The organism is Bradyrhizobium sp. Bra64, from assembly GCF_024519875.1.
Classification (GTDB): Bacteria; Pseudomonadota; Alphaproteobacteria; order Rhizobiales; family Xanthobacteraceae; genus Bradyrhizobium; species Bradyrhizobium japonicum_G.
The window spans coordinates 293286-308429 of record NZ_JALJRD010000004.1; the positions used below are offsets into that span (position 1 = coordinate 293286).

Below are 15144 nucleotides of genomic sequence, written 5' to 3' on the forward strand. Positions count from 1 at the left end.
GACTTTGAACGCCTCTGGGACCTCGATCGATGACGCTGGGCTCTGACGTTTCCGGCATGACGACCACCGCAGCCAGCGCCGCCGCGAAGGGGCTGTCGATTGTCGTCCCCGTCTACAACGAGGCGGCGGGCCTCGCCGGCCTGCACCAGCGGATCTGCGAACTCGCCAGGACCTTGCGGCAGCGCTATCGGCTCGCTTGCGAGATCGTCTATGTCGACGACGGCAGCGCGGATGCGACGCTGTCGATTGCACGCACCCTGCCGGCCGACGCGCTCGACGTCCAGGTCGTCTCGCTGTCGCGCAATTTCGGCAAGGAGGCGGCGCTGATGGCCGGCCTCGACCATGCCCGCCTCGGCGCCGTGATGTTCATGGACGGCGATGGCCAGCATCCGCCTGATCTGGTCGAGCAGCTGGTGCGGCACTGGATCGAGGACGGCTACGACGTCGTTTATACCGCCAAGGCGCATCGCGACAACGAGCCCTTCCTGCGGCGGCTCGCCGGACGGGGTTTCTACGCGCTGATCAATTGGGGCGCGCGCCAGAAGATTCCCGAGGACGCCGGCGACTTCCGCCTGCTGTCGCCGCGCGCCGTCGCAGCCCTCCGGCAGCTGCCGGAACGCAATCGCTTCTTCAAGGGGCTGGCGAGCTGGATCGGCTTCCGCCAGATCCGCGTCGACTACGAGCCCGCGCCCCGCACCCATGGGGTGACGACGTTCAGCGCCGCGCGTCTGCTGGGCCTCTCGATCGAAGGCGTGACCTCGTTCTCGGTGGCGCCGCTGCGCTTTGCCAGCCTGCTCGGCGTGATCCTCGCCGGCGGCGCCTTCCTGTTCGGCCTCTCGATCCTCTGGGAGGTCTGGACCACCGGCAAGCAGGTGCCCGGCTATCCCTCCCTCGTGATCGGCCTGATGACCATCGGCGGCGTGCAGCTCATCATGATCGGCATCGTCGGCGAATATATCGGCAAGATCCTTTCCGAGCTGAAGGCACGCCCGATCTACTTCGTCGCCGAGCACAGCGAAAAGCATTTCGAGACCGACAAGGCCGACGACGCCTCGAAGAGGACGGCGGCCGAATGAGCGCGGCCGCGGAGCTGCGGCGGATCTGGCTCTGCGCCGACGATTACGGCATCAGCCCGGGTGTCAATCGCGCCATCCGCGACCTGATCGAACGCGGCCGCCTCAACGCCACCTCGGTCATGATGGTGGGCCCGGCAATCGAGCGCGGCGAGGTCGAGGCGCTTCAGGCTTCAGCGAAGACAAATGCGCGCTGCGCGATCGGACTGCACGTGACGCTGTCGGCGCCGTTCCGGCCGCTCACCATGCATTTCCGTCCACTCGACGGCGACATGTTTCTCCCGTTTCCGAAGTTGCTGCGCGCAGGCCTGACGCGAAGGCTCGACCGCGAATTCTTTCGCAACGAGGTCAAGGTGCAGCTGGCGGCGTTCGCGGAGGCGTTCGGACGCGTGCCCGATTTCATCGACGGCCACCAGCATGTGCAGCTGTTTCCGCAGGTGCGCGACGGCTTTGTCGACGCGGTCAGCGAGATCGCGCCAAAAGCCTGGGTGCGCCAGGGCGGCCGTGACCTGCCGCTGGCGCAGCGACTTGCCTCGCCGAAGGCGCTGGTGCTCGACATTCTCAGCGCGCAGTTTCGCCGGCGCGCCGGCGACGCGGGCCTCGGTTTCAATCCCGGTTTCGCCGGCGCCTATGATTTCACCCGCGCCGCCGATTTCGGCGAGTTGATGCGGCAATTCCTCGAAGGCCTGCCGGATGGCGGCCTCGTGATGTGCCATCCCGGCTTCGTCGACGACGTCCTCACCGGCCTCGACCCGATGACGGATGTCCGCGAACGCGAGCACGCCTATCTCGCCGGCGATGCCTTCGCGCGCCTGCTGACGGACAGCGGCGTCACGCTGGGATGAAACCGGCGGAAAGCAGGCCTTGCGAGGCAGCTTGTCGCATACCGAAATTTAATCCAGCCGGCACTGTTGGGGCCACAATGGAACCCTACATCTGCCTCGCGCTTGTTTTGCGCGATGGAGACAGATCATGACGCCGCAGGAACGCCAGCTCGTCGACGAGCTTTTCGACCGGCTTTCTAAACTGGAAAATGCACCGCGCGATCCCGATGCGATCGCCGCCATCTCCGACGGGCTGCGCAAGGCCCCCGGCGCGATCTACGCGCTGGTGCAGACCGTATTGTTGCAGGATGAAGCGCTGAAGCGCGCCCATGCCCGCATTCAGGAGCTGGAGGCGGGGCACGCGCCCGAGCAGGCGCAGTCCGGCGGCTTCCTGGATACGATGCGCGACACGCTGTTCGGCGGGGGCCCGTCGCGCGGCTCGGTTCCGAACGTGCCGCCGCGCGACGCGCGGCCGGTCTGGAACAGCGGCCAGGCGATGCAGCAGTCCCAGCCCGGTTATGGCCAGCCGCCCTATGGGCAGGCTTACGGTCAAGGTCCAAATCAAGGTCCGGGTCAGGGCTATGGCGCCCCGCCGGTCGGCGGTGGCGGCGGCTCGTTCCTCGGCACGGCGGCGGCAGCCGCGGCCGGCGTCGTCGGCGGCTCGCTGCTGCTCTCCAGCATCCGCGGCATGATGGGCGGATCGCACCAGCAGGCCTTCGGCGACACCAATGCCTTGGGCGATCGCAGCCCCTGGAGCGGCAGCGACCAGTCGGGCGGCTCGCTCGCGCGCGATGCCGGCCTCGACGACATCGGCTCTAGTCGGGACCGCGGGGATGCTTCCCGCCAGGGCTTTGCCGACCAGGCGTCGAACGACGACCGGAATTACAACGATCAGAACGACAACGGCGACGATAACGTCGACCTCGCCGACGACAGTGATTTCGGCAATGACGACGGCGGCAGCGATTACGCCTGACGCTTTTATCCCTGCGCCAAACGAGAACGGCCGCCGATGAGGCGGCCGTTCCTGTTTCGAGCGCGATGCGCCTACATCACCACGACCCTGGTGCCGACATTGACGCGGCCGTAGAGATCGATGACGTCCTCGTTGCGCATGCGGATGCAACCGGAAGAAACGTTGGTGCCGATGGTCCAGGGCTCGTTGGAGCCATGGATGCGGTAAAGCGTGGAGCCGAGATACATCGCGCGGGCACCGAGCGGGTTTTCCGGGCCGCCTTCCATGTGTCTCGGCAAATCGGGACGACGCGCGATCATTTCCGCCGGAGGCGTCCAGTCCGGCCATTCGCGCTTGGCCGTGATCGATTTCACGCCGGACCAGGTGAAGCCGGGACGCCCCACGCCGATGCCGTAGCGCATCGCGCGGCCGTTGCCCTCGACCAGATAGAGGAATTTGTTCGGCGTATCGACCACGATCGTGCCGGCGCTTTCGTTGCCGCTATAGTCAACGGATTGTTTCTCGAATCTCGGATCGAACTGACGCTGGCGCGGGTCGACCGCGTCCTGCTGAATTGCCCCCTGGACTTGCGGCTCGCCCATCGGCGGCAGGCGGCGCTGGTCGTAATAGCCGGGCTGTTGCTGATACACCGGCTGCTGCGGTGAGTAGGCCGGACCGCGGCCCGGACCGTCACCGAACAGGAACTCGATGAAGCCGCCGCCCATGTTCGCATTGGAGGCGACGCGCACCGACGCCGGCGGCACCTGCGGCTGGTAGAGCACCGCGGGCGGATCGTTCGGCACCGTGTTGTCGAAGGCGCTGGCGCGATCGGCGCCGGCAATGAAGGTGCAAGCGCCGCCGAGCAGCGCCACAGACATTTTCTTGAACATCGACGTACTCTGTACTGTTTCGTCTAGATCACACGCGTCGTGGCGAGCTGATGGCTGATCCGCGCGCCCCGCGACGTGGTCAATAAAAAGCAAAAGCCGTTTTGTTTGGTAAACGAAAGCGGCATTTGGATTCACCACGTCGCCAGCAGCGGTGCAATTCGGCGATCAGCGTTTATTTTCGGTGAATGCCGCGCGCCCATGGTTAATTGCTTCTTTGCGCGCCGTCGCGCGACGCAGCACAACAGTTCCTGCTGTGAACTTCGTGTTAAATCGCTTCTGCCTACAAAGACGCGTGAATGAGGTGGGGGGAGTATCCTGATGGCTGTTCACCGCAAACGTTTTCGTGTCGAAGATATCGTCGGTGGCGAAATGCCAATCCTTGACGTAACCGAAGAGGCAATGCCGATGCACAGCGAGATCATGGCCGAGTTGCGTGCGATCCGCGCACAGATGGCGAAGGGCACCCCTGTCCCGCTGTCCGGCAGCGCCGCCATGGCCGCGATCGATGCCTCCACTGCCCACGAGCTCTCCGAAGCCCGCACCATGCTCGATACCTACCGGGCGCAGATCGAGCAGTGCGAAAAGCTGAAGGTCGAGCTCGACCTCATCCACGACGCCATCGACCGTACCAAGCGCGAGATCGCGACACTGCACGGCAAGAGCTTCGACGGCGGCGAAATGGCCAAGGTCAATGGCGAGCTCGGCGCGGTCGTCGGCGGCACCGAACAGGCGACCCAGCAGATTCTCGAAGCCGCCGAGTCGATCGACCAGGCGGCCAGCGCGATGTCCAAGGTGCAATCGGCCGACCAGCAGAAGCGTCTCGCCGACGACATCCAGGAGCGCGTCATCTCGATCTTCGAAGCCTGCAACTTCCAGGACCTGACCGGCCAGCGCATCAGCAAGGTCATGACCACGATGAAGTTCATCGAGCAGCACATCAACGCCATGATGGAGATCTGGGGCGGCGTCGACGCGATCAAGGCCCACGTGCCGGCCCCGGTCGATTCCCGCAGCGAGGACGAGAAGCTCCTCAACGGCCCCAAGCTCGCCGGCGACGTCGGCCACGCCTCGCAGGACGACATCGACGCGCTGTTCGACTGAGCGGACGCGGCAGAGTGAAAAACAAAACGCCGGCGCGAGCCGGCGTTTTTTTGGGCGTCATTGCGCCATGACGCGTGGTGAGAGCCCAGCCCCGATCACGCCCTCGGCGCGCAGCGGACGTAGACCATGTTGCCGTAGCGGGTGGCGGCGTCCTTGTCGATGAAGCGGGTGATCAGGACGCGGCCGTCGAAGGAGACGATCTCGCGGTCCTGCTCGCCGGGCGTCGGGCCGGCAGGCCCGATATAGTTCTTGCCGCTGGGCGAGCCCTTCAGCCGCAGCTCCTGCGGTGTCGCCTGGTCGGCCAGATGCATGATCACGCCGCCGGAGGAACCGGCGGTGATCACGTAGGGATTTTTGCACTGGGCGCGGGCGGCGGCCTCGGTGCGGGCGCGGTCGGCCGGGTTCTGGAACGAGGCGAGACCCCAGCGTCCGACGATCTCGTCGGCGCGGATGCTCGCCGGCATTTCCGGACCGGTGCCGGGCTCGGCTTCGGGCGGCGGCGAGGATGACGAGAAGGACGGCAGGCTCATGCCGCCGCCGCAGGCGCCCAGCAACAGCGCCAGACAAGACGCGGCCGCCAGATTGGCGACCGTGCGCGCGTGAGCCGAACTGATCATGGCATTCCCCCGAACAAGACCATGGCCGCACCCCTTCCGCAGCCAAGCGCAAAACCGCAGCCTGAGCAATGACGTCCTTTGATACGCCGGCGCCCCGAACAAGTTTCCAATACCACCATCCTATATCCGCCTCACCAATCGCTTAACCACCTTTGCTTGACAGGATCGCGGCCAAGCCATATTTCCGAGCCCACTATTAGCACTCGGAAAGCCCGATTGCTAAGCGCGCCGTTTGATCCTCGGGGAGAGGGTGGACGGACAGCGCCGCCCCACCCACTTCCGCTAGTTCCGAAGCGAGCCTCCAAAGGGAAACGTCATGGCTAAATCCAAATTTCGTCCGCTGCATGACCGTGTCGTGGTCAAACGTATCGACGCCGAGGAAAAGACCAAGGGCGGCATTATCATTCCGGACACCGCCAAGGAAAAGCCGTCCCAGGGCGAAGTCGTCGCCGTCGGCCCCGGCGGCCGCGACGAGGCCGGCAAGCTGATCCCGATCGACCTGAAGGCCGGCGACCGCGTGCTGTTCGGCAAGTGGTCGGGCACCGAGGTCAAGATCGACAACGAGGATCTCCTGATCATGAAGGAGTCGGACATCATGGGTGTCCTGGCCTAAGGCCGCCAGCCTGAACCGCCGCTGAATGCGCCGCTGTCGTGCCCGGGCTTGCCCCGGGCATCCATCATTCTTCGCCAGGTGATGGATTGCCGGGACAAGCCCGGCAATGACGAAGAGAGCGCGCCGCAGCACGAACAAGACACATCACGAAACACGAGGGTTTGCAGACCATGGCTTCCAAAGACGTCAAATTTTCCGGAGACGCGCGCGATCGCATGCTGCGCGGCGTCGACATTCTCGCCAACGCCGTCAAGGTGACGCTCGGCCCGAAGGGCCGCAACGTTCTCATCGAGAAGAGCTTCGGCGCGCCCCGCATCACCAAGGACGGCGTCACCGTCGCCAAGGAGATCGAGCTCGAGGACAAGTTCGAGAACATGGGCGCGCAGATGCTGCGCGAGGTCGCTTCCAAGACCAACGACACCGCTGGCGACGGCACCACCACCGCGACCGTGCTGGCCCAGGCCATCGTGCGCGAAGGCGCCAAGGCGGTCGCCGCCGGCATGAACCCGATGGACCTCAAGCGCGGCATCGACATCGCGGTCGCGTCCGTCATCAAGGACATCGAGAAGCGCGCCAAGCCGGTCGCCGCCTCCTCCGAGGTCGCCCAGGTCGGCACCATCTCGGCCAACGGCGATGCCGCCATCGGCAAGATGATCGCCCAGGCGATGCAGAAGGTCGGCAACGAGGGCGTCATCACCGTCGAGGAGAACAAGTCGCTCGTCACCGAGGTCGACATCGTCGAGGGCATGAAGTTCGACCGCGGCTATCTGTCGCCCTACTTCGTCACCAACCCCGAGAAGATGCTCGCCGAGCTCGAGGACGCCTACATCCTCCTGCACGAGAAGAAGCTGTCGGGCCTGCAGGCCATGCTGCCGGTGCTGGAAGCCGTGGTGCAGTCGGGCAAGCCGCTCGTCATCATCGCCGAGGACGTCGAGGGCGAGGCGCTGGCCACCCTGGTCGTCAACCGCCTGCGTGGCGGCCTCAAGGTCGCCGCCGTCAAGGCGCCGGGCTTCGGTGATCGCCGCAAGGCCATGCTCGAGGACCTCGCGATCCTCACCGGCGGTCAGCTCATCTCCGAAGAGCTCGGCATCAAGCTCGAGAACGTCACGGTGAAGATGCTGGGCCGGGCCGGCAAGGTGGTGATCGACAAGGAGAACACCACGATCGTCAAGGGCGCCGGCAAGAAGCCGGAGATCGAGGCCCGCGTCGGCCAGATCAAGGCCCAGATCGAGGAGACCACCTCCGACTACGATCGCGAGAAGCTGCAGGAGCGCCTCGCCAAGCTCGCCGGCGGCGTCGCGGTGATCCGCGTCGGCGGCGCCACCGAGATCGAGGTCAAGGAGAAGAAGGACCGCGTCGAGGACGCCCTCAACGCCACCCGCGCCGCGGTGCAGGAAGGCATCGTCCCCGGCGGCGGCGTCGCGCTGCTCCGCGCCAAGAAGGCCGTCGGCCGTCTCACCAACGCCAATGCCGACGTCCAGGCCGGCATCAACATCGTCTTGAAGGCGCTGGAAGCCCCGATCCGCCAGATCTCCGAGAACGCGGGCGTGGAAGGCTCGATCGTCGTCGGCAAGATCCTGGAGAACAAGTCCGAGACCTTCGGCTTCGACGCCCAGACCGAGGACTATGTCGACATGGTCGAGAAGGGCATCATCGATCCTGCCAAGGTGGTCCGCACCGCGCTCCAGGACGCCGCCTCCGTGGCCGGCCTCCTGGTGACCACCGAGGCCATGGTCGCCGAGACGCCGAAGAAGGAAGCTCCGCCCGCCATGCCGGGCGGCGGCGGCATGGGCGGCTTCTAAGGCCCATCCCTTCCATTACAATCATGCGAAGGCCGCCTCCGGGCGGCCTTCTTTTTTACCGATCATGGAAGGAGCTTTCCGATTCAACCGGCGGCCAAAACCCACTACGGTGACGCGCCGATTCTAAATTTTGAGCATGATCGGTTCGGAAAACCGCTTCACACTTTTCCGGATCATGCTCCCTTCCCCGGGGATTTCGTCGATGCGCGCGCTTCTGGTCTGCTCCACCGCCCTTCTGGCGGCCCTGCTTGCGATTTCGCCCGAGGTCGCATCCGCCCAGATGAAGCTGTCGCCGAAGGCCACGGCCCCGGGCGGAACCGAGACGCGCTATTTCACCTCGATCGACGGGCTGATGGACGGCAACGCCGACGTGATCCTGAAGGAGACGCGGCAGGGCAAGACGGTCACCGCAGCCGTGCTCGACGTCTGCTATCCCGTCGCGAAGAATTCCGATCGCAAGGACCGCTTCGTCGTCAATCTCCAGGTCTCGGGCCAGAACCTGACCGGCACGACGCAGAGCCTCGGCGAGAAGGCGCCCGTCACCGTCAAGCTGCTGCGCAAACAGGCCGGGGACTCGTTCGAATTCCGCGGCCAGATCGCGATTGGCCAGGCCGTGACCGAGGTCACCTCGCCCGACAATTCGGACCTCAGTGAAAAAGAGTTTCTGGACAACCAGACCTCCGACGACGGCATCACGCCGCAGCCAAAGGACTTCACCGACGTCTCGCCCGAAGCGATCGCGGTCAAGGTCAAGCTGGAGGCCGCGAACGAGTTCCTGAAGAGCCTGAAGGGCCAGGAGGTCGAGGTGACGCTGGCGAGCCTGACCGTGGGCTGCGATGCGCTGCGCGCCGGCGAGCAGACCATCAACATGTCGGTCGATCCGGAGCGCGCGGCAGCGCTGCTGGCAAAATTCAAGGCGATGCCCGGCGTCACCGCCGCGGGCTGGACCGCGGGCATGACCGAGATGGACCGCACCATCCGCATTCCCGCCGCCGACTGGCGCGACGGCGAAAGGATCAACCGCGACAAGCTCGCATCCGCCGTCGCCGGCGTGCTGAGCAGGACGCTCGCGGCAAAGCCGGTCTCGCAAGGCTTCAACCCGGCCACGGGCAGGCTCAAGCTGGTCTTCAAGCGGCCGAACCAGGATTTCCCGGCACTCGAGCTCACCGACACGATCGAGGTTGCCGGCCTGGTCTCGCCCGACAAGCCCGGCACGACCGACAAGCTCATGCTCTGGATCGGCAGCCCCTCGACCACGACCGCCGACGAGAGCAGCGGCGCCAAGCTCAATCTGTCGGACGATGCGACCGCCGACGAGGAAGCCGATCAGCCCGACGACAACGGCTCGGTCGAAGCGCTCGCCAAGGAGCTGAAGGGCCAGCGCTGGGACGCCGACAAGTCGGTGTGGAAATAGGCTCTCGTGCCCCGGACGAAGCGCTGCGAGCCGGGGCCCAGAAGCCGCACGCGAGATCGAGGATAGACAACCGGGTCCCGGCTCTGCGGCGCATCGCTCTCGCGCTGCGCCTTGTCCGGGACACGAGAGCGAGACCTAGATTAATTTCCGTTGACGCGAAAGCGCAGCGGCTTGGGGCCGAGAAGCGTGAGCACGTCGCCCTGACGCTTCCAGGTCTCGACGCTGCCGAGGGCTGCGACGAGATCGTCGTCGGCCTGCGCCCTTGCCGACGGGCAGGCGCGGTCCTGGATCTGGCCGGGGACGAAGATCACGGTGTTGCCGGCGACCGAGAACTGGCCCTTGCCGCCCTTGCACCAGAGCTCCAGCACGACTTCGCCGTTGTCGCCGATCTCGATGTTCGGAATCCGCTTCGAGCCCGGCTGCGGCAGCGCCTCCAGCGTCATCTCGGTGCCGAACGGAAAACCGTCCTCCGCACGCGCGAGCGTGGACATCGCGAGCATTGCAACCGCTGCACACACCAATCGCTTGAGCGAAACCATGAGACCTCTCGACCGACCCGATTTGCCGCACCTTCTATAAGACGGCGGCGCCGTTGAGAAGGTTCGCCGGCCTCGAACGCAAAAATCCCCGCGAGGACAACCCGCGGGGATTTGATTTGCGTCGAAGCCGGGACGCGGCCTGCTACTTCAGGACCATCGCCGTGAACGGATAGATATAGGCCTGCAACGTCACGAGCACACCGACGAGACAGGCCAGCACGATCGAGTGCCAGAACACGAAGCGCAGGATGGTGCCCTCATGGCCGTACCAGTTGGTGGCCGTGGAGGCGACCACGATCGACTGCGCGTCGATCATCTTGCCCATCACGCCGCCGGACGAGTTCGCCGCGGCCATCAGAATCGGCGACAGGCCGAGTTGCTCGGACGTGATTTTCTGAAGGTTGCCGAACAGGATGTTCGACGACGTATCAGACCCCGTCAGCGCCACGCCAAGCCAGCCGAGCAGTGTGCCGAAGAAGGGATAGAGCACGCCGGTTGCGGCGAAGGCGAGGCCGAGTGTGGCGTCGACACCGGAGAGCCGCGTCAGCGTGCCGATCGCGAGCATCGCCGAGATCGTGATCAGCGAGATCGCGCACAGCCGGATGGTGCGGCCGTACTGGGTCACAAGTTGGCTGGGACCGACGCCCATCAGGAAGCCGGAGATGATCGCGGCGATCAGCATGCCCGTGCCGGTGAAGGACAGGTAGGTGAAGCCGAACACCGCGCTCTCTTTCGTCGGCCCTGGCGCGACCGGCGGCATCTTGTTGATCATCTGATGCAGCTCGGGAACGGGGTAGTTCCAGGTGAAGATCGAATTCGCCCAGGTCTTGAAGCCGCCGTTGCCCCAGATCAGCATCACGATACAGACGACGATCCAAGGCAAAAGCGCGCTGAACAGCTCGCTCTGCGTGAGTGGCGTCTTGTCGAGCGGTTTTGCCCCGGCCATGGTGGAGGTCGATTCATCATTGCCGCGCAACGCAGGCGACAGCCAGAGCTGCTTCGGCTGCCAGACCTTCAGGAAAAGGATCAGCGCACCCATCGAGATCAGCGACGCGCCGATATCGACGATCCAGGGATTGATGTAGTTCGAGATCACGAATTGCGGGATCGCGAATGATACGCCGGTGACGAGAATCGCCGGCCAGACGTCCTTCATGCCTCTCCAACCGGCAAAAGCCCATATCACCCAGAACGGCACGATCAGCGAGAAGAACGGCAGCTGCCGTCCGACCATCGCGCCGAGGATGTAGGGATCGAACCCGGTAACCGAGGCAAGACCCTGGATCGGCGTGCCCAGCGCGCCATAGGCGACCGGCGCGGTGTTGGCGATCAGCGACAGGCCGCTTGCCGCAAGCGGCGAGAAGCCGAGGCCGATCAGAACGGCGCCCGTGATTGCCACCGGCGTGCCGAAGCCCGATGCACCCTCGAAGAAGGCACCGAAGGAGAATGCGATCAGCAGCAATTGCAGCCGCCGGTCCTCGGTGACGCCGCCGATCGCGCGCTTGAGGAGTTCGAAGCGCCCGGTCGACACGGTCACCTGGTAGAGGAAGATGACGTTGAGAACGATCCAGCCGATCGGGAAGAAGCCGGTGACGATGCCCAGCACCGATGCGCGGATCGACATGTTGGCCGGCATGGTGAAGACGAAGATCGTGATCAGATTGGCCACGATCACGGCGATGACGGCGGCAATATGGGCCTGGACGCGGCCGCTCGCGATCAGCACAAGCAGTGTGACGACAGGGATGGCCGCCGCGATCGTCGACAGCACAGGGCTGTGCAGCGGATCATAGACTTGATTCCACATGGTCTTCCTCCCCACGCATATGTAAGGCAGGCGGCCCGCGTGGACAGCCGATCCTGCTTGACGCAGAAGGATAACCCCCGAGCCGAACGCGAATTCCTCGCGACTGCAGCGGTTCCCGTCCGCTCACAAGCTCGCGAAATCCCGGAGGCCCCCACCCCGCGCCCTCGAAGCCCATGCTAGGGTTGCAAGCTGCGACAAGCCAACGCAAATTGCAGAATTTGCGACTTTAGTCTAAGCGCGCCGATTTCAGCCATTGCCTCAACCATTTGGCTCCGGGCATTTGTGCACATCCCCGCAGGAGATTCAGCTCTGTGAAGAACATCATCGCCACCCTCGCGATCGTCTGGCGAATCGCCGCTCCCTATTTCCGGTCGGAAGACAAATGGGCCGGGCGCGGCCTGCTCGCCGCCGTCATCGCAATGGAGCTGGCGCTGGTCGCGATCGACGTGCTGGTGAACCAGTGGCAGAACCGGTTCTACACTGCGCTCCAGAGCAGCGACTGGGATGCCTTCGTCACACAGATCTGGATCTTCGTCGGCCTCGCCTTCACCTTTATCGCGCTGGCCGTCTACAAGCTCTACCTGAACCAATGGCTTCAGATCCGCTGGAGGCAGTGGCTGACCCGGCACTATCTGGGCGAATGGCTGCAAGACGCTACGCATTACCGCATGCAGCTCAAGGGCGATGCGGCCGACAACCCCGACCAGCGTATCACCGAGGACGTCAAGAACTTCGTCGAGCAGACCCTGACGATCGGGCTCGGCCTGCTCTCGTCGATCGTGACGCTGTTCTCCTTCGTCATCATCCTCTGGGGCCTGTCCAACGCCGCACCGCTGCACCTGTTCGGCCGCGATCTGATGATTCCCGGCTATCTGTGCTGGGGCGCGCTGATCTACGCAATCTTCGGCACCGCGCTGACGCACTGGATCGGCGCCCCGCTGGTCAACCTCAATTTCGAGCAGCAGCGCTATGAGGCCGACTTCCGCTTCAACCTCGTTCGCGTGCGCGAGAACTCCGAGCAGATCGCGTTGCTCAAGGGCGAAGGCGCCGAACGCTCGCGCCTGCTCGATCGCTTCGGCTTCGTGATCGGCAATTGGTACGCCATCATGAGCCGGACCAAGCGCCTCACAGCGTTCACGGCGAGCTATCAACAGGCCGCCGTGATCTTCCCCTACGTGCTGGTCGCGCCGGCGTTCTTCGCCAAGAAAATCCAGCTCGGCGACATGATGCAGACCGCATCCGCCTTCTCCAGCGTGCAGGGCGCGCTCTCGTTTTTCGTCACGGCCTACCGGTCGCTGGCGGAATGGCGCTCGATCGTCGCGCGTCTCGACGGCTTCGAGATGTCGGTCGATTCGGCCGCGCACCTGCCGGCGCATGAGCCGGCCATCACCCTCGAGGCCGCTGACGGCGGCCGCACTATCGGGCTCGATCAGCTCTGTGTGAACCTGCCCAACGGCACCCCGCTGGTCGCCGCCGACGCGTTCACCGTCCAGGCCCCGGAGCGGGTGCTGGTGACCGGGCCGTCGGGCTCCGGCAAGTCGACACTGTTTCGCGCCATCGCCGGCATCTGGCCGTTCGGCACCGGCACCATCGTCATTCCCGAGAAGGCGAAGCTGATGATGCTGCCGCAGCGTCCCTACTTCCCGGTCGGCATATTGCGTGATGCCGTGGTTTATCCCGCCGCTCCTGGCGCATTCGAGGCCGCCAGGATCCGGGATGCGCTGATCGCGGTCGGGCTGCCCGACCTTGCCGAACGACTCGAGGAGGACGGTCACTGGAACCGGATGCTGTCGCTCGGCGAGCAGCAGCGCCTCGGGCTCGCCCGCGCGCTGCTGCATGCGCCCGACTATCTGTTCCTGGACGAGGCCACAGCGTCTCTGGACGAGCCCTCCGAGGCCCGGCTGTACCGGCTGCTGGCGGAGAAGCTGCCGCAGGCCACCATCGTCTCGATCGGCCACCGCTCGACGCTCGACGCCTTCCACAGCCGCAAGGTAACGATGGTGAAGAGCGGCGCGATCCACATTCTCGGTGACGGCAGCGCGCCGGCCGAGAAGGAGCCGAGCGTGGCGCGCTGAGGCGCGAGCGGCGGCGCGGAGGTCGCGGCCCATCCTTCGAGACGCCCGCCTTCGGCGGGCTCCTCTGGATGAGATCTGTCCTTGCTGCGAAATCCGAGTCCCTCATGGTGAGGAACCCGCCGAAGGCAGGCGTCTCGAACCATGCAGGCCGAGCACCGCTGCACCCCAAAGCAAAAGGGCGGCAGGTTGACCTGCCGCCCTCATCAAATCGCTTCGGAAAGAAGCTTACTTCAGGTTGCTCATCGCCGTCAGGTCGAACGACAGCTTGGCGATACCGGTGGCACCGCACCAGTTGGAGCCGACGCCGGACGGATTGATCGGCGTCAGGTAGGTGCCGGTCGAAGCGGTCAGGTTGCCGCGAGCCGAGAAGTCGCTGGTGAAGGCGTTGCAATCACCCTTGGAAAGGTCGGTGTCGGAGTAGCGCAGGTCCAGCGTGGCAACCTTGTAGGTGAAGCCGATGCCGATGTTCCAGGTGTTGTAGTCGGCGTACTTGATGCCGTTCGGGAACGCCGGGACGCCGTAGAAGCTGTCGGAGGTGCCGAGCCACTGACGGCCGAACTCACCCGACACATACATGCCGACGCCGCTCGCACCGAAGATCGTGGGGGGCGCGATGTACTTGCCGACGACCGAAGCGTAGTTGCCCCAGGCACCCGAGTTCAGATAGCTCGGGGTGTAGTATTCGGTGAAGCCGAACGACCAGTTGTCGTTCACCGTGTAGGTGCCCTTGCCGTAGACTTCGAAGAAGCTCAGGTCCTTCTTGATCACGTTGGTGTTCAGCAAGGCCTTCTCGGCGCAGTCAGCGCCCTGGAAGTTGCCGGCGTTGTCGATGCCGGTGCCGCCGAAGTAGCAGGTGCCGCCCGGATACAGGTAGCCCCAGACACCGATGTCGAACGCGAAAGCGCCGAAGGTCGGGCGGATACCGCCGTAGATGTCGATTTCGCCGGCGGCGCGGTTCGGGAAGGAGATGCTCTCACCGGACACGCCGATGTAGAGCTGGAGGTCCTTGGTGACGTTATAGCGCGGCTCGAAATAGGCCGCGACCGACGGCTTGTGGTTCGACTGGGTGATACCGCGGAAGACGTAGTCGCTCATGATGGCGCCGCCGAAGGCGACATCCCAGGGGTCGAAGGCGGGCGGCGGCGGAGCCTTCATTGCCTTCACAGGCATGTCTGCCGCGAAAGCCGAACCCGTCACCATTGCCAGCGCCGTTGCCAACAAAGCCACTTTTTTCATTTCGATCCCCATCACCAGTTCTTACCCAGTCGGTATCCCGGAAGCCCCCCGGGGCGTACGACCTGTCTGCAAAATTGCGTTACTGCGACAATCTGTATTGAGGGATGCAAACCGTGAAGCAAAAAACACGGGCATCTGCCGACTTTTTAGGCGTTATGGCGATTTCAAGAAAGGTTGTCAGCCTGTGTGGCTTCTCGA

Annotated in this window: 13 protein-coding genes; 8 read left to right on the forward strand and 5 right to left on the reverse strand. The window is 64.6% G+C overall.

All coding sequences use genetic code 11. The features are described from left to right. Nucleotides 1–29: 29 nt before the first annotated feature. From NR187_RS16415 to NR187_RS16425, 3 genes are all read left to right on the forward strand, one after another. Complete coding sequence (locus tag NR187_RS16415; RefSeq protein ID WP_211381417.1) at nt 30–1076, forward strand: glycosyltransferase family 2 protein; 1047 nt, start codon at nt 30–32, stop codon at nt 1074–1076. After that, entirely contained in the window at nt 1073–1918 is an 846-nt protein-coding gene (locus NR187_RS16420) for a ChbG/HpnK family deacetylase (RefSeq protein ID WP_256807055.1), read from the forward strand. The genes NR187_RS16415 and NR187_RS16420 overlap by 4 nt, the downstream gene beginning before the upstream one ends. A 127-nt stretch (nt 1919–2045) precedes the next feature. Beyond that, nucleotides 2046–2873, forward strand: coding sequence for a DUF2076 domain-containing protein (locus tag NR187_RS16425; protein WP_211381415.1), 828 nt, complete (start codon nt 2046–2048; stop codon nt 2871–2873). A 71-nt stretch (nt 2874–2944) separates the two neighbouring features. On the opposite strand, the gene NR187_RS16430 is transcribed toward NR187_RS16425, so the two are convergent. Next, nucleotides 2945–3742: a L,D-transpeptidase gene (locus NR187_RS16430; RefSeq protein WP_211381414.1), complete on the reverse strand. Its 798-nt coding sequence runs from the start codon at nt 3740–3742 to the stop codon at nt 2945–2947. 318 nt (nt 3743–4060) lie between these two features. Between NR187_RS16430 and NR187_RS16435 the strand changes: the two genes are divergently transcribed. Continuing rightward, the gene (locus NR187_RS16435; RefSeq protein WP_211381413.1) at nt 4061–4843 is read left to right on the forward strand and encodes a protein phosphatase CheZ; all 783 of its coding nucleotides are present in this window, start codon (nt 4061–4063) and stop codon (nt 4841–4843) included. A 95-nt stretch (nt 4844–4938) separates the two neighbouring features. Here the strand turns inward: NR187_RS16435 and NR187_RS16440 are convergent, their stop codons facing one another. Continuing rightward, a complete protein-coding gene (locus NR187_RS16440) occupies nt 4939–5460 on the reverse strand; it encodes a hypothetical protein (protein ID WP_007596953.1) in 522 nt (173 codons plus the stop codon). A gap of 316 nt (nt 5461–5776) precedes the next feature. Here NR187_RS16440 and groES point away from each other — a divergent pair, with 316 nt between their 5' ends. The 3 genes from groES (at nt 5777) to NR187_RS16455 (ending at nt 9289) form a co-directional block, all read left to right on the forward strand. Further along, nucleotides 5777–6073: a co-chaperone GroES gene (groES, locus tag NR187_RS16445; RefSeq protein ID WP_211381412.1), complete on the forward strand. Its 297-nt coding sequence runs from the start codon at nt 5777–5779 to the stop codon at nt 6071–6073. Nucleotides 6074–6243: 170 nt separating this feature from the next. Continuing rightward, entirely contained in the window at nt 6244–7875 is a 1632-nt protein-coding gene (groL, locus tag NR187_RS16450; RefSeq protein ID WP_211381411.1) for a chaperonin GroEL, read from the forward strand. A 202-nt stretch (nt 7876–8077) separates the two neighbouring features. Next, nucleotides 8078–9289, forward strand: coding sequence for a hypothetical protein (locus tag NR187_RS16455; protein WP_256807058.1), 1212 nt, complete (start codon nt 8078–8080; stop codon nt 9287–9289). Nucleotides 9290–9429: 140 nt separating this feature from the next. Here the strand turns inward: NR187_RS16455 and NR187_RS16460 are convergent, their stop codons facing one another. Both NR187_RS16460 and NR187_RS16465 read right to left on the reverse strand, forming a co-directional pair. Beyond that, the gene (locus NR187_RS16460) at nt 9430–9828 is read right to left on the reverse strand and encodes an META domain-containing protein (RefSeq protein WP_211381409.1); all 399 of its coding nucleotides are present in this window, start codon (nt 9826–9828) and stop codon (nt 9430–9432) included. A gap of 142 nt (nt 9829–9970) precedes the next feature. Then, on the reverse strand, nt 9971–11635 hold the full coding sequence (locus NR187_RS16465; protein ID WP_256807059.1) for an L-lactate permease: 1665 nt from the start codon (nt 11633–11635) through the stop codon (nt 9971–9973). A gap of 311 nt (nt 11636–11946) precedes the next feature. Between NR187_RS16465 and NR187_RS16470 the strand changes: the two genes are divergently transcribed. Continuing rightward, a complete protein-coding gene (locus NR187_RS16470) occupies nt 11947–13710 on the forward strand; it encodes an ABC transporter ATP-binding protein/permease (RefSeq protein ID WP_211381407.1) in 1764 nt (587 codons plus the stop codon). 225 nt (nt 13711–13935) lie between these two features. Here NR187_RS16470 and NR187_RS16475 read toward each other — a convergent pair whose 3' ends face one another. After that, complete coding sequence (locus NR187_RS16475; RefSeq protein WP_211381406.1) at nt 13936–14946, reverse strand: TorF family putative porin; 1011 nt, start codon at nt 14944–14946, stop codon at nt 13936–13938. Between the last annotated feature and the right edge of the window lie 198 nt (nt 14947–15144).

Coding starts and splice junctions, on each gene's coding strand:
- NR187_RS16465 (WP_256807059.1), bottom strand. CDS start 11,635: ATGTGGAATCAAGTCTATGATCCGCTGCACAGCCCTGTGCTGTCGACG.
- NR187_RS16425 (WP_211381415.1), top strand. CDS start 2,046: ATGACGCCGCAGGAACGCCAGCTCGTCGACGAGCTTTTCGACCGGCTT.
- NR187_RS16440 (WP_007596953.1), bottom strand. CDS start 5,460: ATGATCAGTTCGGCTCACGCGCGCACGGTCGCCAATCTGGCGGCCGCG.
- NR187_RS16460 (WP_211381409.1), bottom strand. CDS start 9,828: ATGGTTTCGCTCAAGCGATTGGTGTGTGCAGCGGTTGCAATGCTCGCG.
- NR187_RS16430 (WP_211381414.1), bottom strand. CDS start 3,742: ATGTTCAAGAAAATGTCTGTGGCGCTGCTCGGCGGCGCTTGCACCTTC.
- NR187_RS16475 (WP_211381406.1), bottom strand. CDS start 14,946: ATGAAAAAAGTGGCTTTGTTGGCAACGGCGCTGGCAATGGTGACGGGT.
- NR187_RS16415 (WP_211381417.1), top strand. CDS start 30: ATGACGCTGGGCTCTGACGTTTCCGGCATGACGACCACCGCAGCCAGC.
- NR187_RS16435 (WP_211381413.1), top strand. CDS start 4,061: ATGGCTGTTCACCGCAAACGTTTTCGTGTCGAAGATATCGTCGGTGGC.
- groES (WP_211381412.1), top strand. CDS start 5,777: ATGGCTAAATCCAAATTTCGTCCGCTGCATGACCGTGTCGTGGTCAAA.
- NR187_RS16420 (WP_256807055.1), top strand. CDS start 1,073: ATGAGCGCGGCCGCGGAGCTGCGGCGGATCTGGCTCTGCGCCGACGAT.
- groL (WP_211381411.1), top strand. CDS start 6,244: ATGGCTTCCAAAGACGTCAAATTTTCCGGAGACGCGCGCGATCGCATG.
- NR187_RS16455 (WP_256807058.1), top strand. CDS start 8,078: ATGCGCGCGCTTCTGGTCTGCTCCACCGCCCTTCTGGCGGCCCTGCTT.